The organism is Amphibiibacter pelophylacis, from assembly GCF_037688875.1.
Lineage (GTDB): Bacteria > Pseudomonadota > Gammaproteobacteria > Burkholderiales > Burkholderiaceae_C > Amphibiibacter > Amphibiibacter pelophylacis.
In genome coordinates, this window is the sequence record NZ_JAWDIE010000025.1 from 16,113 (window position 1) to 36,947 (window position 20,835).

Annotated in this window: 18 protein-coding genes; 16 read left to right on the forward strand and 2 right to left on the reverse strand. The window is 59.4% G+C overall.

Annotation, left to right across the window (positions count from 1 at the left end):
* The first annotated feature begins 13 nt into the window (after nt 1-13).
* The 6 genes from guaB to RV045_RS13185 all read left to right on the forward strand — a co-directional run bounded on the left by guaB (nt 14) and on the right by RV045_RS13185 (nt 6,578).
* A complete protein-coding gene (gene guaB / locus RV045_RS13160) occupies nt 14-1,486 on the forward strand; it encodes an IMP dehydrogenase (RefSeq protein ID WP_423236250.1) in 1,473 nt (490 codons plus the stop codon).
* 8 nt (nt 1,487-1,494) lie between these two features.
* Nucleotides 1,495-2,763, forward strand: a complete 1,269-nt coding sequence (locus RV045_RS13165) for an MFS transporter (RefSeq protein ID WP_423236251.1) — start codon at nt 1,495-1,497, stop codon at nt 2,761-2,763.
* Nucleotides 2,764-2,812: 49 nt separating this feature from the next.
* A complete protein-coding gene (locus tag RV045_RS13170; protein WP_423236252.1) occupies nt 2,813-3,103 on the forward strand; it encodes a nucleotidyltransferase family protein in 291 nt (96 codons plus the stop codon).
* On the forward strand, nt 3,100-3,459 hold the full coding sequence (locus RV045_RS13175) for a HepT-like ribonuclease domain-containing protein (protein WP_423236253.1): 360 nt from the start codon (nt 3,100-3,102) through the stop codon (nt 3,457-3,459). Before RV045_RS13170 ends, RV045_RS13175 begins: the two co-directional genes overlap by 4 nt.
* On the forward strand, nt 3,456-5,072 hold the full coding sequence (gene guaA / locus RV045_RS13180) for a glutamine-hydrolyzing GMP synthase (protein ID WP_423236254.1): 1,617 nt from the start codon (nt 3,456-3,458) through the stop codon (nt 5,070-5,072). Before RV045_RS13175 ends, guaA begins: the two co-directional genes overlap by 4 nt.
* Before the next feature lie 306 nt (nt 5,073-5,378).
* Nucleotides 5,379-6,578, forward strand: a complete 1,200-nt coding sequence (locus RV045_RS13185; protein ID WP_423236255.1) for a tyrosine-type recombinase/integrase — start codon at nt 5,379-5,381, stop codon at nt 6,576-6,578.
* A gap of 275 nt (nt 6,579-6,853) precedes the next feature.
* Here the strand turns inward: RV045_RS13185 and RV045_RS13190 are convergent, their stop codons facing one another.
* Nucleotides 6,854-7,828, reverse strand: coding sequence for a helix-turn-helix domain-containing protein (locus tag RV045_RS13190; protein WP_423236256.1), 975 nt, complete (start codon nt 7,826-7,828; stop codon nt 6,854-6,856).
* A 139-nt stretch (nt 7,829-7,967) separates the two neighbouring features.
* On the opposite strand from RV045_RS13190, the gene RV045_RS13195 reads away from it, so the two are divergent.
* The 6 genes from RV045_RS13195 (at nt 7,968) to trbL (ending at nt 13,112) form a co-directional block, all read left to right on the forward strand.
* Nucleotides 7,968-8,807: a replication initiator protein A gene (locus RV045_RS13195; RefSeq protein ID WP_423236257.1), complete on the forward strand. Its 840-nt coding sequence runs from the start codon at nt 7,968-7,970 to the stop codon at nt 8,805-8,807.
* A 734-nt stretch (nt 8,808-9,541) separates the two neighbouring features.
* A complete protein-coding gene (locus RV045_RS13200) occupies nt 9,542-9,814 on the forward strand; it encodes a helix-turn-helix transcriptional regulator (RefSeq protein ID WP_479722907.1) in 273 nt (90 codons plus the stop codon).
* 105 nt (nt 9,815-9,919) lie between these two features.
* Entirely contained in the window at nt 9,920-10,207 is a 288-nt protein-coding gene (locus RV045_RS13205) for a TraK family protein (protein WP_423236258.1), read from the forward strand.
* 365 nt (nt 10,208-10,572) lie between these two features.
* Entirely contained in the window at nt 10,573-11,340 is a 768-nt protein-coding gene (gene trbJ, locus RV045_RS13210; protein ID WP_423236259.1) for a P-type conjugative transfer protein TrbJ, read from the forward strand.
* Nucleotides 11,341-11,355: 15 nt separating this feature from the next.
* On the forward strand, nt 11,356-11,550 hold the full coding sequence (locus tag RV045_RS13215) for a hypothetical protein (protein ID WP_423236260.1): 195 nt from the start codon (nt 11,356-11,358) through the stop codon (nt 11,548-11,550).
* Entirely contained in the window at nt 11,547-13,112 is a 1,566-nt protein-coding gene (gene trbL / locus RV045_RS13220; RefSeq protein WP_423236261.1) for a P-type conjugative transfer protein TrbL, read from the forward strand. The genes RV045_RS13215 and trbL overlap by 4 nt, the downstream gene beginning before the upstream one ends.
* A 781-nt stretch (nt 13,113-13,893) precedes the next feature.
* Here the strand turns inward: trbL and RV045_RS13225 are convergent.
* Complete coding sequence (locus RV045_RS13225) at nt 13,894-17,361, reverse strand: AAA domain-containing protein (RefSeq protein ID WP_423236262.1); 3,468 nt, start codon at nt 17,359-17,361, stop codon at nt 13,894-13,896.
* 174 nt (nt 17,362-17,535) lie between these two features.
* On the opposite strand from RV045_RS13225, the gene RV045_RS13230 reads away from it, so the two are divergent.
* The 4 genes from RV045_RS13230 to RV045_RS13245 all read left to right on the forward strand — a co-directional run bounded on the left by RV045_RS13230 (nt 17,536) and on the right by RV045_RS13245 (nt 20,782).
* Nucleotides 17,536-18,615 (forward strand): type IV toxin-antitoxin system AbiEi family antitoxin, encoded by a 1,080-nt coding sequence (locus RV045_RS13230; RefSeq protein WP_423236263.1) that lies wholly within the window; start codon nt 17,536-17,538, stop codon nt 18,613-18,615.
* Nucleotides 18,615-19,520, forward strand: coding sequence for an antitoxin (locus tag RV045_RS13235; protein WP_423236264.1), 906 nt, complete (start codon nt 18,615-18,617; stop codon nt 19,518-19,520). Before RV045_RS13230 ends, RV045_RS13235 begins: the two co-directional genes overlap by 1 nt.
* Before the next feature lie 13 nt (nt 19,521-19,533).
* A complete protein-coding gene (locus tag RV045_RS13240; protein ID WP_423236265.1) occupies nt 19,534-20,313 on the forward strand; it encodes a Hachiman antiphage defense system protein HamA in 780 nt (259 codons plus the stop codon).
* 97 nt (nt 20,314-20,410) lie between these two features.
* Complete coding sequence (locus tag RV045_RS13245) at nt 20,411-20,782, forward strand: hypothetical protein (RefSeq protein WP_423236266.1); 372 nt, start codon at nt 20,411-20,413, stop codon at nt 20,780-20,782.
* The last annotated feature ends 53 nt before the right edge of the window (nt 20,783-20,835 follow it).

Sequence of the window (20,835 nt, forward strand, 5' to 3'; positions counted from 1 at the left end):
ACTGGAGAAACCCATGCGCCTGCTCGGCAAAGCCCTCACGTTCGATGACGTGCTGCTGGTCCCCGCTTTTTCCAACGTCCTGCCCAAAGACACCTCGCTGACCACGCTGCTGAGCCGCAACATCGAGCTCAACCTGCCGCTGGTTTCGGCCGCCATGGACACCGTCACCGAAGCCCGCCTGGCGATCGCCATGGCGCAGGAAGGCGGCATGGGCATCGTGCACAAAAACCTCAGCATCGCGCAGCAGGCCGCCGAAGTGGCCAAGGTCAAGCGCTATGAATCGGGCATTTTACGGGACCCCATCACCATAGGCCCGGACATGCCGGTGCGCCAGGTGATTGCGCTGTCCGAGCAGCATGGCATTTCGGGCTTTCCGGTGATCGAGAACGGCCGCGTGGTGGGCATCGTCACGGGACGCGACCTGCGCTTTGAAACCCGCACCGACGTGCCCGTGCGCCAGATCATGACGCCGCGCGAGCGCCTGATCACCGTGAGCGAAAACGCCACCATCGAGGACGGCAAGAAGCTGATGCACGAGCACAAGCTCGAACGCGTGCTGGTCGTCAGCCGCGATTTCGAGCTGCGCGGCCTGATGACGGTGAAAGACATCACCAAGCAGACCAGCTTCCCGCGCGCCGCGCGCGACGTGCACGGCAAGCTGCGCTGCGGCGCCGCCGTGGGCGTGGGCGAGGGCACCGAAGAGCGCGTGGCCGCGCTGGTCAAGGCCGGGGTCGATGCGCTGGTGGTCGATACCGCCCACGGCCACAGCGCCGGAGTGATCGAGCGCGTGCGCTGGGTCAAGCAGAACTATCCGCACGTGGATGTCATCGGCGGCAACATCGCCACCGGCGACGCGGCCAAGGCCCTGCTGATGGCGGGCGCGGACGCGGTCAAGGTCGGCATCGGGCCGGGTTCGATCTGCACCACGCGCATCGTCGCGGGCGTGGGAGTGCCGCAGATCACCGCCGTGTCCGAAGTGGCCAAGGCGCTGCACGGCACGGGCGTGCCGCTGATCGCCGATGGCGGCATCCGCTACTCGGGCGACGTGGCCAAGGCGCTGGCGGCAGGCGCCAACACCGTCATGATGGGCGGCATGTTCGCCGGAACCGAAGAGGCGCCGGGCGAAGTCATCCTCTACCAGGGCCGCAGCTACAAGGCCTACCGTGGCATGGGCTCGATCGGCGCCATGAAGGCCGGGTCGGCCGACCGCTACTTCCAGGAAAACGACGAAGCCACCAGCCCCTCCGCCGAGAAGCTGGTGCCCGAGGGCATCGAAGGCCGCGTGCCTTACAAAGGCTCGGTGCTGAGCATCATTTTCCAGATGGCCGGGGGCATCCGCGCGGCCATGGGCTACTGCGGCTGCCGCAGCATCGCCGAGATGCACGACAACGCCGCTTTCGTCGAGATCACCACGGCCGGCATTCGCGAAAGCCATGTCCACGACGTGCAGATCACCAAGGAAGCCCCCAACTACCGCATGGAGTGATGGACGTCATGCCGTCCACCACTTCCCCCCGGGGCCGCGCTGCGGCCATGCCCTTCATTCTGGTGACCGTGCTGATCGACATGATTTCGATCGGCCTGATCGTGCCGGTGCTGCCCATCCTGGTCGGCACCTTCACCACCGACCCCACCGCGCAGACCTGGTGGTACGGCGTGGTGACGGGCGTTTTTGCGCTGGCCAACTTCTTTGGCTCGCCGGTGCTGGGCGCGCTGTCCGACGCTTACGGGCGCCGCCGCGTGCTGCTGCTGGGCTTCTGCGGCCTGGCGACCAGCTTTTTCGTCACCGGCCTGGCGACCGCGCTGTGGATGATCATCGCGGTGCGCGCCTTCAGCGGTGCCATGCAGAGCAACGCCGCCGTGGCCAACGCCTATGTGGCCGACATCACGCCGCCGCAGGACCGCGCCCGGCGCTTCGGGCTGCTGGGCGCGATGTTCGGCATCGGCTTCATCCTGGGCCCGGCGCTGGGCGGCTTTCTGGGCTCCATCCACCTGCACCTGCCATTTTTCGTGGCCGGAACGCTGTCGCTGATCAATCTGGCCTATGGCTGTTTCGTCCTGCCCGAATCGCTGCCGCCCGAACGGCGCCAGCCCTTCCAGTGGCGCAAGGTGCATCCGCTGGCCACGTTCTCGCGCCTGGTGAAGCTGGAAACCGTGCGGCCGCTGATTCTGGTGGCGGGCCTGGCAACGCTGGCGCAGTTTGCACTGCACACCTGCTGGGTGCTGTACACGCACTTCCGCTTCGGCTGGGGTCCGCGCGAGGTGGGCTATTCGCTGTTCACCGTCGGGCTGGTGTCGGCCATCGTCCAGGGCGTGCTGCTGCGCCATCTGCTCAAGCACTTTTCCACGCGCACGCTCGCCGTGGGCGGTCTGGCCGCCAGCTGCCTGACCTACCTGGCTTTTGGCCTGGCGACGCAAGGCTGGGAGATGTACCTGGCCATCGTCATCGGTGGCCTGGTCGGCGGCGGCGCGCAGGCGGCCATCACCAGCGTCATTTCCGGCGCGGTCAAGGCCAGCGAACAGGGCAGCACCATGGGCTCGATTTCCTCGCTGAACAGCCTGGCCGCCGTGATTGCACCGCTGATCGCCACGCCACTGCTGGCCACCGTGTCGCACCTGCCGCGCGACGCCTTCTGGCTGGGCCTGCCCTTTTTCTTCTGCGCCGCGCTGCAGGGCGTCAGCGCCTGGGTGGCCCACCGCTACTTTGCGCAGCACCCGCAGGCAGGCGCACCCGCCGCTGCCGCCACCCAGACGGCCCCCTGAGTGGGTTGCCTGCTGATAAAGTGAGAAACCCTGATTTGGGAGATTGTCTATGCTGCTGGATCAAATCCGCAGACTTAAACCCAGCCTCCAGCAGCTGGCGGCCCAGCATGGGGCAAAAAGACTGCGGGTTTTCGGGTCGGTCGCACGTGGCGAAGAAACGCCTGACAGCGATGTGGATTTCCTGGTGCAGCTTGCCCCGGGATACGATCTGTTCTCGCAGCGCATTTCACTCACTCAGGCGCTCAGCGGCCTGCTTCAGCGCAATGTTGATCTGGTTCCAGAGCACGAACTCAATCCCTTTATTCGGGACAAAGTTTTAACGGAAGCAATTGATCTGTGAGTAAATCATGGACGCCCTACGCACGTCATATTCTGGACGCTATTGCAAAAATCATACGCATCCAGGAACGCGGCACACTCGAAGACGAAGTGCTTTATGCCGCCAGTCTGCGTCATCTTCAGACCCTGTCCGAAGCAACGCAGAAACTGCCTGAATCGCTCAAAAAAGAGTATCCCGCTATTCCATGGCGTGAAATCAGTGGCTTCAGAAATATACTGGTTCACAATTATCTGGGGGATATTGACCCTCTGACGATACAGGGTGTGATCGATCTGCATCTCGGCCCTTTGGCCCAAGCTGTACAAGCCCTGCTAGACCAGCATCCGGATCCCGCCTCAACGAGCCATCCATCATGAAACACGACCACATCCTCATTCTCGATTTCGGCTCGCAGGTCACCCAGCTCATCGCGCGGCGCGTGCGCGAGGCGCATGTCTACTGCGAAGTCCACCCCTGCGATGTCAGCGACGACTGGCTGCGCGCCTACGCCCGCGATCACGCCCTGAAAGGCATCATTCTCTCCGGCAGCCACGCCAGCGTTTACGAGGTGGACGACCGCGCCCCGGACGCCGTCTGGGCGCTGGGCCTGCCGGTGCTGGGCATCTGCTACGGCATGCAGACCATGGCGCAGCAGCTGGGCGGTCAGGTCCAGGGCTCGAACAGCCGCGAGTTCGGCTACGCCGAAGTGCGCGCCCACGGTCACACAAAACTGCTGGACGGCCTGCAGGATTTCGCCACGCCTGAGGGCCACGGCATGCTGAAGGTCTGGATGAGCCACGGCGACAAGGTCACCGCGCTGCCGCCGGGCTTCAGGCTGATGGCCAGTACGCCCAGCTGCCCCATCGCCGGGATGGCCGACGAGGCTCGCGGCTACTACGGCGTGCAGTTCCACCCCGAAGTCACGCACACGCAGCAGGGCAAGGCGCTGCTGGAGCGCTTTGTGCTGGGCATCTGCGGCGCGCGCCCCGACTGGATCATGCAGGGCCACGTCGAAGAAGCTGTGGCAAAGATTCGCGACCAGGTCGGCGACGAAGAGGTGATTCTGGGCCTGTCGGGCGGCGTGGATTCCAGCGTCGCGGCGGCGCTGATCCACCGCGCGATTGGCGACCAGCTCACCTGCGTTTTCGTCGATCACGGCCTGCTGCGCCTGAACGAGGGCGACATGGTGATGGCGATGTTCGAAGGCCAGCTTCACGCCCGCGTCATCCGCGTGGACGCCAGCGATCTCTTCCTGGGCCAGCTCGCGGGCGTCACCGACCCCGAGCAGAAGCGCAAGATCATCGGCGGCCTGTTCGTGGACGTGTTCAAGGCCGAAGCGGCGAAACTCAAGGCCGGATCAGGGGGGCACAAGGGCGCCACCTTCCTGGCCCAGGGCACCATTTACCCGGACGTGATCGAATCGGGCGGCGCCAAGAGCAAGAAAGCCGTCACCATCAAGAGCCACCACAACGTCGGCGGCCTGCCCGAGCAGCTGGGCCTGAAGCTGCTGGAGCCCCTGCGCGACCTGTTCAAGGACGAGGTCCGCGAGCTGGGCGTGGCGCTGGACCTGCCGCACGACATGGTCTACCGCCACCCCTTCCCCGGCCCGGGCCTGGGCGTGCGCATCCTGGGCGAGGTGAAGAAGGATTACGCCGACCTGCTGCGCCGCGCCGACGCCATTTTCATCGAAGAGCTGCGCGCCCACATCGACCCGGCCAGCGGCAAAAGCTGGTACGACCTCACCAGCCAGGCCTTCACCGTTTTTCTGCCCGTGAAAAGCGTGGGCGTGATGGGCGATGGCCGCACCTACGACTACGTCGTGGCCCTGCGCGCCGTTCAGACCAGCGATTTCATGACCGCCGACTGGGCCGAACTGCCCTATGCGCTGCTGAAAAAAGTCTCCAGCCGCATCATCAACGAAGTGCGCGGCATCAACCGCGTGACGTATGACGTGAGCTCCAAACCGCCGGCGACGATTGAGTGGGAATGATCCCGCGTCTGGCAGTGACTGGCATCGTCAGGCACTGAAAAACATCTAAGCCCTAGATTTTGCTGGATTTTTTGTCTTTTGATGCGGCACTGACTGGCAACGTCTGGCACGTCTAAGCAGACTTTTTTCATGGCATCCTGAATGGTGCTATGTGTCTTCGATGCCATGAATGAGTCCGATACCATATCGTGAGGCCGCAAGAAATCATGGTATTGAAATCGCATAAGTCATTGTTTTATAACTTGTAAATGACTTCACGAGGGGCTGCTTAGAGCATGGTATCGGAGACCTATTGGGACCGAGAACATGCTGACTGATACCAAGCTGCGCAACCTGAAGCCGCAGGACAAGCTTTACAAGGTGAACGACCGCGATGGCCTCTATGTGGCCGTCACCCCGGCGGGGGCGATCTCCTTTCGCTACAACTACTCGATCAACGGCCGACAGGAGACCATCACCTTCGGACGCTATGGCGTCGGAGGGATCACGCTGGCCGAAGCTCGCGAGCAGCTGGCGGACGCCAAAAAGATGATCGCCAACGGCAAGTCGCCGGCGAAGGAGAAGGCGCGAGACAAGGCCCGCGTGAAAGATGCTGAGACTTTTGGCGCGTGGGCTGAGAAGTGGCTACGGGGGTATCAGATGGCCGACTCCACCCGTGACATGCGCCGGGCGGTCTATGAACGTGAGCTGAAGCCCAAGTTTGCCAACCAGAAACTGGCCGAAATCACGCATGAGGACTTGCGGGCGCTGACTGATGCCATCGTGGAACGGGGCGCGCCAGCCACAGCCGTACATGCCCGAGAGGTGTTGCTTCACGTTTACCGATGGGCCATCGAGCGTGGCCAGAAGGTCGATAACCCGGCCGATCTGGTTCGCCCCGCAAGCATCGCCAAGTTCGAGCCGCGCGACCGTGCGCTGGCGCCGGATGAAATTGCGCTGATGTACCAGTACATCGAGCGCATTGGGACCACACCTTCCATCCGTGCGGCTGCCAGGCTGCTGCTGCTGACAATGGTGCGCAAGAGCGAGCTGACCCATGCAACCTGGAGTGAAATCAACTTCAGCGAAGCGCTTTGGACGATTCCGAAGGAACGGATGAAGCGGCGCAATCCCCACCTGGTCTTTCTGTCCAGGCAGGCGCTGGATATTTTCATCGCCTTGAAAACCTTCGCGGGTGGTTCGGACTACGTGCTGCCGTCACGCTGCGACTCAGACTCGCCGATGAGCAGCGCCACGCTCAACCAGGTGCTCACGCTGACATACCGTCTGGCACAGAAAGAAGGGATGCCGCTCGACAAGTTCGGTCCGCATGACCTGCGGCGTACAGCGAGCACGCTTTTGCACGAGGCGGGCTACAACAGCGACTGGATCGAGAAGTGTCTGGCGCACGAACAGAAGGGCGTGCGAGCCGTCTACAACAAGGCCGAATACCGCGATCAGCGCCGGGCAATGCTGCAGGACTGGGCGGACATGATCGACGAGTGGACGGCCAAGAAGGGGCTTTAGCCGCTAAAACTGGCATGTCCCCTGCGGCAACAGCCCCGCCATGAAGCGCGTAGGGGGCAAGAAGGTGTTTTAGCTGCTAAAGATGAGCCCACCAATCGTCAGTAGCTCCCGCATGCGGCTAGACCGGGTAGACAAGACGACCACGGGACTATCCAAAAGCGCTTTAGCCGCTAAAAATTGTCCTCTACCAGCCACAAACCTAAGCCATTCAGCAAGTCTCAGCTGTCCTCACGGCTTTTAGCGGCTAAAAAGTACTTCATCAAAGTCAATTGTTGTCAGTGTGTTTCATCGAGCCGGAAGGCGTCCGGGATGGTCGCTAGCGCTTTTGAAATGGCTTGGCGACTGATTCCAAGAGCTTTGGCAACTTGTGATTGATTATGACCCAAAGCGGTCATTGTAAGAATAATCTTCTTGCGGTCAGTCAACCGATTATCAGCAATCCAGCGAGCCTGATTCCGCAGTTCATCCAGATCGGCCGGTATCTCCAAGAATTTTTGAGTTACTTGGCTATGGATGTAACAATCAACCGCTTGATTCCCCGATTGAGCTTGCAGTCTTTTTAAATTGGCATTTTGTCGTCCTAGGCGGAGCAGCTCGGTGTCAAAATGGTCGATCGATCTCATGGCACGCCGATAGGCGGGATTCTGAGTGCCATCCGAAAACACCGGCCTGTGCTCTGCGCAGTAGCGGTGACTCAACCGCAGTTTTTCTTGATCACCTTGAGGCCAATTTCCGTGTTTGATGAGCGAGGCTAATTCCGTCAAAGAGCCACAGAATCTACAAAACCCTTGAGGGCGCTGGGTGTTCAAAAGGCGTTGCTTATCACCAGGTGGCTTGGATCTTTTTGGTCTTTTGGCGCGACAGCAGAAAATCAGCTCTATCAATGACTCAACAGTTGCAATAAATTGCGTGTCATTGTGAGTCAACGTGGATTCAATCGCTAAGAACTGACGCAGACAATGGCGCTGCGATAACAGCATGACATCAAAACCGACCTCCCGGATCAGTCTGGTAGAAAAATTCAGATAGTTTTTGTACTTCGGCGGGAGGCTTTCGATATATTCATTGATGGCTGGATCAATCAAATTTCCCAGCAAGTCAAAAATAGAGTACCGCCGGGACGAGACGGAGTAAGGAGCCCAACGCTCCCTGAACTCTTTGATGGCATCCGCTACGCTGGGTGCGCAACCATTCCATATAGAGATGTAATGTCGCCCAAGGCGAGTTTTTATGTGATCTTCTGTTTCCATGTCAACTTAATTGTACAACTATCCTGCTGAAATAAAGTCAGGTGGCGGTTAGCGTTCTGGTTCACTGCTGAAAACTGCACATGCCAGACTTGCATCTCTCTCAATCAAGGGTGTCACGCTCGCGTTTAAAAAAATGAGCGTGCCCCCGACATACAAAGCGACAGAAAGCACCACGGAAAACCAAGCTGAGCGCCGCGATTTCGTTACCCTTGGTCTCCCGGATGTCCCGCCGAAGGGCGATCTTGCCAGCATGGAGCATCCACTATTTGCGCTTAGGGCTGGAGATAAGCGTGTGCGAAATTATGAGCGCAACGGATATACTGTCACAGTAAAGCCTGGCCCGGACGGTTGCGCCACGATCCACGACAAGGACTTGTGGCTTTACTGTGCAAGTCAACTCGTCGAGGCTAAAAATCGAGGGGCAGAAATATCTCGCACGGTACGCTTCACCATGCACGACTTCCTCAAAACCACCTATCGGGACACCAGTGGTCAAGCTTACAAGCGAGCTGGCGAGATGCTTGCTCGACTCACTGGGACTCGTGTCGAAACAAACATCGAAACAGGTGGGCGTCGGATTCGTGAGTTTTGGGGCTTGGTTGAGTCCGCAAAGATCATCGAATCACCTGATGACGGCCGCATGGCATCGATGGAAGTTACTTTGCCAGAATGGCTGTTCGGGGCTATTAATTCTGGAGAGATACTCACCCTCGCGTGCAGCTATTATCGAGTGCGCAAACCGATAGATCGGCGCATCTACGAGCTGGCGCGGAAGCACTGCGGCCGTCAACCAAGCTGGCGCGTGTCGCTTGCTGTTCTGTATCAAAAGAGTGGTAGCACTGATGCGCTGCGGAATTTCCGCGCTGCGATCCGCTCACTCGCCGAGTCCGGCGCTCTGCCCGACTTTCTCGTGGCGTTCGACAACAACCGCGACATGGTGACGTTCTGTCCCAATTCCTCTAACAGCCTCAGTGTTTAACCACGAGCATGCTGGCTGGAGGGAGTGCTCACAGTCGAAGGATTGGAGAGCGATCTGGCTGATCTGTGGCTCTGTTTAGAGCACGTGCTTTCACATGAATTTGACTTCAGGGCATCCGCTTCCTGTTGATAGCTTCGTGCTTTCACCTGCACCCCCTGTGGATCGACACGTGCTTTCAACTGCATCTGCATCGTGCCTTCACCTGCGTTCCTCTTCGTGCCTTCAGCTGCATGAGCATCCCATTATTCCTTGCGAAACAGAGACTTATATGCCCTGTAACACACGCGCGCGTTTAACTGTTTTAACTTGAATACATTTAACGTCGCGGGCCTGTGGATAACTCGATTCCTGCATCTCGTGCCTTCCGGCACTTCATCGCTGAAGACTTAACCGGGGCTCCTCGGCAGGGTCTCTACCGCTTTGCGGCGGCGTCCCCTCCGGCCTGTCTCGCGGACCCATGAGCGGTGAAATTGCATGGGGTACTGCATGAGCCGCGCAGAAGGCAGAAGTGACCATTCACGTTGCAATAACGTGCGTTAATTTTGGGGTGACGCTAACCGCATTGCGTAGCTTGCCCTTCAAACACGTTTGTTTTTTGTAAAGTATTGTATGTTGTAGTCCACTACAACATACAACAAGGAATCATGAGTCGGATGTCAACCTAATTGGATAATTAAGTTGCTGAATTTTCGATCTCTGCGAGTACTATCAGGCACTCATTGGTAGGTGAGTGAATGTTCAAGATGATGCAAGCAACAGATAAGCCACTACACTCGATTACAGAGGCGTCCAAGGGTAAGACCCTTATCAATCGCCGAAAACTGCTGGCGATGATTCCGCTGTCCGATCGCACGATTTTCAATCTGGAACTTCGAGGTGAATTTCCACGTCGATTTGCGCTGACCAGTCGCAACGTGGCTTGGGACTTGGCCGAGATTGAGGCATGGATAGAGGCGCGCAAGTCCTCAGGTGACCAAGCCCGTCGTCCCGGAGTCAGTATCAAGTGAAGGAAAGTCGACGATGTGTGAATTGGAAATGAATATTTTGCTTCTGCAATTCTTTCGCCTAAAAAGTTTTTGATTTGTTGATCAGATTTCTAGTATGAGGCAGCAATGAGTGACATTCTCGAAAAGATTGCACAGTGGGTAAAAGAAGGCGGTAACTCGCCTGATTCGACTAAGCGGGATGCGAGGGCCGAATTCATCGCTGTTCAGGCAGATGTGAAAGCCGCTATCGACGCGGGGTATGCCTACCGCACGATCTGGGAGCACATGAGGGAGACCAAGCGCCTTTCGTGCCGCTACGAGACCTTCCTTCGCTACGTGCGCAAGTTCATCCAGCCGATGCGATTTTCTCCCAAGCTGGGCCAGAAGGGCGCTCCAGAGACCGGGAGGCGCTGAGGTGGCTCAACGCAATCATATGAGGGCTACCGCGCTATTTTGGCGCTGCTGGTGCGCTGTAACTCATAGGTTATTGCGCAAAGCAGTTGCATTGCGGTGTATTTCGCGCAATAGCGCAATAGTTGCGCTGAAATTCCACCTGTCTCCTACGACAAATGCATGCGGAACAGCGGGCAGGATGGGTGAAGTAGGCCCACCCGCTGCGCGGTTGTCCCTCTTCACTGACCCTTATTCGCACCTGACGGCGCTCAATGGGTATCCTGCTCTGCGAGGCGTGTCGGCTACCGCCGCTGAATGGCATGCCGTGCGAAATGCTCATTTGGAAAGCTCGACGACTTTAGCGGCTAAATTTTGAAAGGACTTTTATGCGATTCAAGATAATGATTTCAACTGGCGTGGCTGGATTGGTTTTTTCTGCTTCCGTGCATGCTGGCATTCCAGTAATCGACGTGACAAATCTGGGGCAAACCACGATGACGGCGCTGGAATCGGTAGCGCAGACGCTCAAGCAGATTGAGCAGTACAGCACTCAGCTTCAGCAGTATGAAAACATGCTGCAAAACAGCCTGGCACCGGCCGCTTATATCTGGGATCAGGCGCAAAGCACGATCACCAACCTGCAACGCGCCACCGACACGTTGAACTATTACAAGACCCAGCTCGGCAGCTTGGACAACTATCTGGCCAAATTTCAGGACGTGAGTTACTACCGCAGTGCAGCGTGCTTCTCTCGGACAGGGTGCACATCGGCTCAGCGGGCCGCACTGGATGCCAATACAGCCACGGCTTCCGAGGCTTTGAAAAAGGCGCATGACGCGATGTTCAAGGGGCTCGACCAGCAGCAGCAGAATCTGAGCAACGACGCGGCCCAGCTCCGGCGGCTGCAATCGCAGGCCCAGGGTGCCACAGGCCAGATGCAGGCCATCGGCTTCGCCAACCAGTTGGCCAGCAGTCAGGCCAACCAGCTCCTGCAAATCCGATCCTTGCTGATCGCCCAGCAAAACGCGCTGGCCACGCGAGCCCAAGCCGACGCGGACAAGGAAGCCCGACAGGCCGCAGCGCGGGCCGTAGCCACCGAACGTCGCATTGAACGAACGCACAGCCCGACCAACTGGCTCACGCTCATTCGCTAAAGGGAGGAAGGACAAATGAACCGCCTACACCTGTCCGGGTTGGCCATCGTCTTCGTTGCCCTGCTGGCCGGGTGTGGCCAGCAGGAGCCCGATTGCAAGAACCCGCGCAACAAGGAAGAAAAGCAGCAGTGCGCTCACAAGAAGGCCACTGATCCCCGGATCACCCCGACCGAGAAGCCTAAGAACTGGCTGGAGTACCACAAGACATGAACAACAAACGACTGAGCACCGTTGCCGTCATCGGCATGGCCCTGATGCTGTATTCCTCTGGAGCCGCTGCGCAGCTCACCAGCAGCGGGATGCTTGACCAGGTGGTGGCGGCCTTCGCCACCCGCGCCGCGAGCTGGCAGACAGTCATCATGAACGCGGCCACCTGGCTGTTCTGGACGCTGGGCACCATCAGCCTCGCGTGGACTGGTGGGATTTTGATGCTACGCGGCGGTGGCATCCAAGACTTCTTCTCGGAGTTCGTCCGCTTCATCATGTTTTTTGGATTCTTCCTGTGGTTGCTCAGGCACGGGCCTGACTTTGCTTCGTCCATCATCCAGTCACTTCAGCTTCTTGGTGAGCGGGCCTCTGGTGTGTCATCCGTGACACCTTCGGGCATCGTGGACATTGGCTTCATGATCTGGCGGCAGGCCATCAGCAATCTGTCGTTACTGAGCCCTGTAGATAGCGTCGTCGGCCTGGCCTTAAGCTCGGCCATCATGATCCTGCTGGCTGCCGTGGCTGTGAATATGATGCTGCTGGTGGTGTCTGCGTGGATATTGATGTACGCGGGGATCTTCTTCCTGGGCTTCGGCGGGTCGCGCTGGACTTCAGACATGGCCATCAGCTACTACAAGACGGTGCTGGGTGTGAGGATGCAGCTTTTGACGATGGTGATCCTTGTTGGCATCGGCGTTGACCTGCTCGATACTTTTTACAGCAGGATGAACACCGGCACGCTCAACTTTGAAGAGCTGGGCGTGATGCTGGTTTTCTGTGTCACCTTGCTGATGCTGATTACCCGTGTACCGCCCCTCGTTGCCAGCATCGTTTCTGGTGGCGGAGTTGGCGCTATTGGCGGCAGCATGGGCGCCGGGAGTATTGTTGGTGCAGCGATGGCCAGTGCTGGCATGGCATCAGCCGCAGCCAGCATGGCGGGCGGAGCGCTGCTGGGTTCGGCACAAAGCATGACCGGTGGCGCATCAGCGATCAAGGCGGCCTTTGCGGCTGCGAATGCAGGTGGCGGTGAGAGCACAGGCACGATGGCGGCACCGATGGCCGGAGGAATAACATCGGGGGGCATGTCAGCGGGTGGTTACAGCGGGGACTTAAGCAGCACTCCGTTTGCGCGAGCAGCCGGACTCAATGAAGTCGGTCGTGCTGGAGGCCGCTCGATGGTCGGCGGCACGGCAACGCAGCATGGTTCTGTAGGCAAGGTGGGTGCTAAAGGCGGCAGTGATGCTGGACAAAAGGCCGTGGCCGATGGCCATACCGCTGGCAGCTCGATGGTCGGGCGCGTGGCCACCACCGCAGCCAAGGCGGGCAAGGTGGCTGCTGGAGCTGGCGCCAACCTGGCGGCAGGCATTGGCAGCGTGATGGCCGCCAAGGCCGATGAGATAGCCTCCAACTTCCAAGCCGGTGTCGAGCAGACCGTGGGGGGCAAAGTGGCTGTTGCCATCCGCCAATCAGCCGAGGCCGAGGCACCGAGCTTTGGCGGTGACGCGATTACTGCCGCCCCGGCTACTCAGGAAGACGAGGTGGCCGCCTTTGTGAACCGACCGTAGGTACGGGAATGAGCGTACTTGCCACAGACTGACCCATGGCATTGCCGATCCCCTGGAGCACCGCGCCCAGGGTGGCGCAGCATGCAGCCTTGCTGCCGCTGTCCGCACCGACCGCCAATGCGGTCGAGCAGAGCCGCACGGCAGATGTGCCCCTCATCAACGGGCTCCAAAGAACTAGTAGGGAGCGCGAGGAAGCCTGTCCAAGCGCCGTCCTATGGGACGTTGCCCACGGACGCAAGATAGGGTGCATCATCTCATTCCAACATGAGGCTCATTGGCCCGTGTACATGAAAGGATGAACCATGAGTAATGCAAAACCGAAGGTGCCCTCTTACCGTGACAAGGACATATCCGTCCGGCCTTTCCCCGCATTCGTGACCGTAGAGACGCCCGACCAAGTGGAGCGGCCAACGACGACCACGCTGGCTGTCCAAAGCGCACCACCGACGTTTGGATGCGACATGACGGTCAACCTGAACAGGGTGGCCTTTGATGAGTAGTACCGGCGCGAGTTCGGTGCCCGCCTGTCTTAAGGGCGCGGATTACGACTTCTGAGGTACGCCATAAGTTGGCGTTCATAAAACGGTAGTTATTCGGACAGTTTCACGTGCGGCCTTTATTGCCAGCCTATGCCCTACCGAGGTGTTCAAACGCTCGTCCACCTTTCTATGGTGTAAAAACGTATGGGAAAGTTGCGTTTGGACACCGCGACCGGGCTGAGAGGCGGAGCCGATGCTCTTCAGCTAATTTGGCAAAGGGCCTGGAATGAAACCACCCGCCCTCAGTCAGCGTGACCAGGCAGTGTCATCTGCCCGATGAATTCCTTCGGAGTGATCCGCGGCATACGGCCGGCGTGTGCTGCTGTGAAGTGACGCAAGCCGCCCCACAGGTCCTGATCGCCGATAAGGAAGCAGCGGTGCTTAGCGCGCGTGACGGCGACGTTAAGTAGGTTGGGTTTGTCCGACGCCCAACGGGCCGCTCCCGCCGTACGTTGGTCACAACCCAGAACCAGCCACACAATACTTTCTTCCTTGCCCTGAAAGGTGTGCACAGTACCGATCCGCTCTTTACACCAGTCGCGTAATTCTGTGATCTTGGGAGCTTGCGGGCCATGGCCTGCGGCCGAGGTCCAGGCTTCACGCCGGCCCAACTGCTCGGCCAATGCCGTCTTGACGCGCTTGAACGGCGAGATGATGTAGACGGGCGGCAGCGTGCCGGTACGCCTATACAGCGCCAACAGCGCCTGATGGACGAGTTCGACCTGGTTGGGTACGACCTGCTTGTCGCTCGTGGAACCAGGTGCCTGTACCCACGCACTGGAGCCAATGTCCAAGCTGTCCGATGGCGGCAGCCATCTCGCTGGATCCTTCGGGGCGAAGAAGATCATCTTCCCCTCGTAGGCGATCTCGTTAGCGATTGAGAACATGGGGTCGACGCAGCGGCGATGGACGCGCAGCGGACTGCCGATCCACAAGCTCTTGCCGCCAGATCCCACCCGTGCCCCCAGGCGGTTGGCCTCATCGGCTAGGACCTGGACGGAGGTCTTATCGGGCGAAACCTCCATGTCCTTAGGCAGAGAGCTTGTCTTCGCGAGCGCTTCGAGCAGTTTGATGGGAACCGTGAAGACCGGCTCAATCTGCAGCGGATCGCCGACGACCACCGCCCGCTGGGTGCGCAACAGCGCGCCGACCGCCGCCTGCGGCACAGCCTGGCCGGCCTCGTCGATGAACAGCCAGCCGATGGAGTTCGGGCCGAGATGTCGGAACTGGCGCGCGAACGAGGCGAAGGTGCTGGACACCACCGGCACGATCATGAACAGGCTGCGCCAGATCGCGAGAGCGTCCTTTGGGTCCTGCAGCCGCTTGCCATCAAGTAGGTGGCAGATTGCCACGACGTTTGATCCGAAACCGGCGCCTTTCTGCAAGACCTCCGCGAGCCAGGCCTCTTGCAGCTTCAATGCCGCCACAAAGAGAGTCGAGCGCTTCTCGTTGACCGCGTCGCTGTGCCACAACCCCTTGATCTGCCAGTCTTCGTCATCAAGCTCGGTCAAGCGCGCGGGATGAGCAGCCTGAGGGAACTCCCGCCTTAGATCCTGCAACTGCTTGACCTTGTTGGCCCATTCCTGCTTCCTCGTCTTCAACACGGTTTCTGCCTTGGCGACGGCAGTGATCGTGCGGCTGACCTGTTGCCGGGTCGACTCGCGTAGCGGCTCGGCCTCGTACTGTCGGCGGATCCAGGTTGCCTGCTTGCTGCTGTTCTCGGACAGCTCAGCAGCGTGCTCTCGCATGAGCTGGCGATTGGTGAGGCGGGCCCACCAACCCGGCCGACGCTCCTCGATCAGCGCCTTTTCGGTCTTGAGCAACTCGATCTGGCGCTTGCACAGCTTCCACTCGTCATCGTGCTGGGTGAACAACGAATCGGCCGCGGCATGGGCGCCGTGGGCGGCCTGGAGCTCTTGCGCAGCGACCTCGCAGAACGCCTCGACGGTCAAGCCTGTAAGTTCGCGCGAGAGCGCGGCGAAGCGGTCGAGTTGGGCTACCGACTGGCTGACTGCAGAGTCAGCCTCCACGAATAACCGTTTGGCTTCCGCGAAGGTTATACCCACGTACTTGGTCCGCCAATGCCAGAGAGACTGGTGACGAATCGGATCGAAGCCCTTGGGTGGCTTGTCTCCACGTTTGGGCCCAGCGGAGCTGATGCTGCGAACGAAGGTATCGCGATTGCGCTTGTTGCCGAGCGCGCAACTGATCAGCCCCCAGGCATCTTCGTCCGACTTTGGGTGGTCATACGTGCCCTTGCTGTTCCGTTCGAGCAGGTTGCGCGCAACGGGCTGCAGATAGCTGAAGGTCGCATCGCCCTCAGCGCTGCGCCATCCCTTTTCGCCGGACTTGGCCGGCTGGCCGAGCGACTTGTTCTTAGGCAGGTCGCGCGAGATATTCTCCACTGCGGCGTTGTTCGACGAGGCCACCACCATCTCGAAGCCGACCAGCTCGTCTTTCAGTACGGAGATGTAGCAGGGATCCTCTCCATTGAAGTTCACGCTCCGCTGACCAGCGAAGGCCGCCCCTGAGGTTGCGCAGCGCGATAACGCTCTGGCGCGCCGGACAATGTTCTCCGCGAAGACCTCGCGAAGCAGCGTGGTCTTGCCGGTTCCAGGGGGGCCGTTGACCGAGAAAATGCCGGATCCTTGCAGTTGTTTGAAGATGCTGTTGACCGCGAACTGCTGCATGAGACTCATCGCGTGAGACGGGTTGCCTGGCCAGTGGCCCCTGTTGAGGTGCTTCGGTCCCAATTGCTCCGAGATAAGGCGCTGTCCCTGTGGCTCGTACAGGTCTTCTCGCTTGGCTTGCGGCAGCGGCGTCAGATAGGCTTGCAGCGGCACGCTGGCGGTGCCGTCCCCAAGTGCTTGGATGGCCTTGGCAATGTCCCCGGCGAAGAAACTGTTGAGGATGCTGATCTCGGTCTCGCTCACCAGCTCGTCCTCGTCGTCTTCCTCCGAGTCGATCGCGGCCGCAGTTGACTTGCCCGGTGCAGCCGCGCCTTCCGGGTTCGGCTTGTCTTCGACGCTTTTCGCCCGGATTACTAAGATTGGGGCTGAGGTATTACGGCTCGCGATGTCATGACCGGACCAGGTGGCCAGGACCTTGAGCAACCGAAGTAGGTCCGCAGGACTACAGGGCGCCGTGTCCCTGTCCTGAGCAGGCGCTGTCACTCCCACGGAGGCGCGGAAGGTTTTCACATTGCGCTTGAGCGATTCCAGGTCCTGCTGGAAGACCTCGAAGTCCAGGCCATCGAGGCCCTGGTGCACGATCCTGCCCAGGGCCCACGGGACCGTTGAAACCGACAGGTCGTCAAGCAGCGGCGTTCCGTCGGCGCTCATCCTCAGACTGGCGCAGCAGGTGAGTCCTTCCAGCTCGCCGCGCTCGTCCTGTTCATAGGCTTCCAAATCGCTCAGGGTTTCGGCGACGACGCGACGCGTGACATCAGCGAGTTCGGCCTTGTCGAAAACGCCGAGGTACACATCGAATCCGCTGAGCCTACGCCCCTCTGGCACAGGCGCGGACCACAGAACCTGTGTAGACAGCCGTGCCAACTGGTCCACCGAGAACAGCCGGACACTCCATTCTGCGTCCTTAGCCTCCAGGACCTGGCGCTGAAGGTCGTAGGGAATGAAAAATTCGATCTTGTGCCAATAACTGAGAATCTGGTGGTGGCTGGCCTGTGGCGAGCCTTGTCGTTTTTCTTGCAATTAACCCTCCCTTTCATCTTTCTGTTGCTCTGCGTAGCGGTGTTGAGTGGTCTGCCGTGTGGCGCTGAGGGACACTGGTCACGTTCTACTCAATTCGCTGTGCAGCGAATATTGCCTTCTCGTCGAATATTCGGTATATTTCGCTTATTCGCTGAACAGGAAATAATGCCGATTATGACCGAATCGACCCATATGGAACATGTCCTGCTCGAACAGCTCTTGGATTCGCTCCGAGAGTTGCCGGACGTGCATGCTGAGCTGGCTCAGTCGGAATTGACTGTTCAGGCTACCGGTCGAGTCGACGCGAGGATTGATCTACACATTGCCGGTAGATCGATCGTCTTGCTGGTTGAGGCAAAGAAGTCCGTCTACCCCCGAGATGTGCGCCAGGCGTTGTGGCAGTTGAAGTCGGTCCAGCACGGGCACCACGCCGATGTGCAGCACCTGCTGATCGCCGAGTCGCTATCACCGGGGGCGAAAGAATTGCTCAGAGCCGAGCGCATTGGCTACTTCGACAGCGGCGGCAGCCTGTTCCTGCCGGCCTCCGGTGCCTACATCTACATCGACAAGCCGGCTCCGAAGACTTTAGAGAAGTCGGTGCGGTCGCTCTTCTCCGGGCGGCGCGCCCAGGTTTTGTACGCGCTTCTGGTCAATCACGAGGAATGGTTTGGTGTTACCGAAGTAGCCGAACGGGCGCAGGTGGCTCCATCCACGGCCTCGGACGTATTGAGTGAGTTGGAGCGGTTCGACTGGTTGGTGTCTCGTGGACAAGGGCCGAGCAAGGAGCGGCATCTGCGTGAACCAAGTGCGCTGCTCGATGCTTGGGCGAAGCAGCTCGTCACGCAGCGCGCGCCCGTGCTGCGCCGGTACTTCGTGCCCGGATTGAAATCTGATGCACTGATCGAACGGCTCGCCCAGATGTTCGATGCGCATCAGGTCGTTTACGCGGTGAGCTACGAAGCCGCTGCACAGCGCTATGCCCCCTTCTTGTCCGGCATCTCTCAGGTGCGAGTTCGACTGCTACCCAGCACAAGTGCCGAGATGGCAATGGCTGAGCTGGGTGCACGCGTCGTCAATGAAGGCGCAAACCTTGCGGTCATCGAGACGAAGTCGGCGGGGGAACTGCTGTTCCGGCAAAACATCGACAGCGTTTGGCTGGCCAGTCCGGTCCAGGTCTATCTCGACCTCTTGCGCGGTGAAGGCCGCGCCAAGGAAATGGCCGAGCACTTACGCAAGGAAAGGATTGGCTTCTAATGGCAAAACCTGCAACGTTTGATGGCTACAGCGACCAGTACACGGTGGACTGCGAACGCGTCCTCGTGACGCTGCTACGCGGACTCGGACCGTGGAAAGAGTCGGTCTACCTGATCGGGGGACTCACGCCGCGATATCTCGTTGCCGAGCGGCCTCCAGTAGTGCCAGCGCACGCAGGCACTCTCGACGTGGACATCGTGATCGACCTACAAATCCTGGCCGATACCGAGGCGTATCACACACTCGAAGACAACCTCAAGAAGATGGGGTTCGAGCGGGCCGAGAACAGCACCGGTACAAAGCTTTCCTGGCGTTGGCAGACCCGCACTGAACATGGCGCTTTGATATTGCTGGAACTGCTGGCGGATGCACCGGACATCGCTGGTGGCAAGGTGCAGCCCTTGCCGACCGAAGGCACGATCTCGGCACTGAATATCCCATATTCCTCCATTGTTTTTGACCTTCACCAAGTCACCGAGATTCAGGCTGAACTCCTCGGCGGCAACGGAATCGCGACGGAACAGATCAAGCATGCCAACCTCATCAGTTTTACATGCCTGAAGTCGTTCGCCTTCGATCAGCGCTTTGAACGCAAGGACGCACACGATCTGATCTATTGCATTGAACACGCAGCCGAAGGACTGGATGCCGTGGCTGCGGCTTTCCACAAGGAGCGCAACGGCAAGCACGGTGCGGTCGTCGAGGCCTCGCTGGCAATCCTGCGCAGCCGCTTCGCAAGCGACGAGAAAGCCGAAGGCTATCGCAAGGATGGTCCGGTGTCGGTCGCCAAGTTCGAGCTGGGCGAAGGTGACGAACCAGAGCAACGTGAGGCGAGGACGTTGCGGCAGCGGCAGGCCTGCGACGTGATTGAACAACTCCTTGCTCGGATCGAAAAAGAACTTTAAGGGAGTGTGAAACGTGGCGCATTTCAACGACTGGTGCCTCTCGGTAGATACACCGGTAGGGAACCATTTCTGCAGGGTAATGACCGCGCAGGGGGCGAACCTTCAGACTGCGATCCAGGCAACTGCGGCCATTGTGCCGACGCACTATGCATCGGAAGAGCAAGTCGCGCGAGCACTGGCACGGCTTGGCAAACAGGAAGCGGCTGCGCTAATTCAGGGCAAGCTTCCTACTACAAAGGCGATCCGTTCCGGAGATCTCGGAGAAATTTACGCTACTGAATGGATCGATGCGCATAGCGGAGGTTATCGCGCTCCGATCAAGCGGCTGCGATGGAAAGACCACCGCAATATGGCAATGCGCGGCGACGACGTTATCGGCATCCTTCAAGACCCTCAGACTCAACGTCTTCACTTTCTTAAGACCGAGGCAAAGAGCCGCGTCGCACTGACCGCCCAAGTCCTTACCGAGGCGAGGGCCGCTCTGGACAAGGATGGCGGCTTGCCATCCGCGCATGCGCTGTCCTTCATTTCGGCGCGCATGCTCGAATTGAACCAACTACCACTCGCTGACGCGATCGATGACGCATTGTTGAAGCATGGCATTCCGCCGCAGAACGTCCGCCATCTGCTTTTTGCCTTTTCAGGCAACGCGCCGGACGCGTTATTAGCAGCGTCTCTTCAGGCCTATCCTGGACCGATAACCCAGTGGGGTGTCGGCCTGCACGTAGATGGGCACGCCGCCTTCATCGGCGCAGTCTATGACCGAGTAATTACCAATGCCAACAACGCCTGAAGCAATCGCGGCTGACATAACGGAGGCGGCGACTGCCGGCTTCCGAGGCCGCCTCATCGCGCGCGGTCAGGCGCGAGCAATCATCTGGAGAGACGGGGTGCTCCCGCCAGATGCTCCGGCTTTCGCAGCCCAGCTTAGCCACGACCTGCATTCCTATGGCTATGCTCTTTTGGGGCTGGGTCTTCGTCTTCGAGAACTCGGCGGAGATGCAACCCAAGCCCGGACCGCCTTCGAGCAGGCAGCCACAGCCCTAGAAGCTGTGATTGCAAAGGGAAATCGCCAGGAGATCGATCGCGACTTCCACTTCATCATGGCGGCAGCGAGCTATCACCTCGCACATCTGTCCGCGCGTGCCTATTCGCTGCTGGCCCTCGTCGAAGCGGATAAAAATTTTGCGCCCATGGAGCGTGTCCTCGCCCTGTTGATGAGGCAGATTGACCTTGTCCCTGAAAAACGTATCCCTTGCTGAGTGGTCCAATCCAAGCAAGAGAGAACGAAATGACGAAAGCGAAGACAGGTACG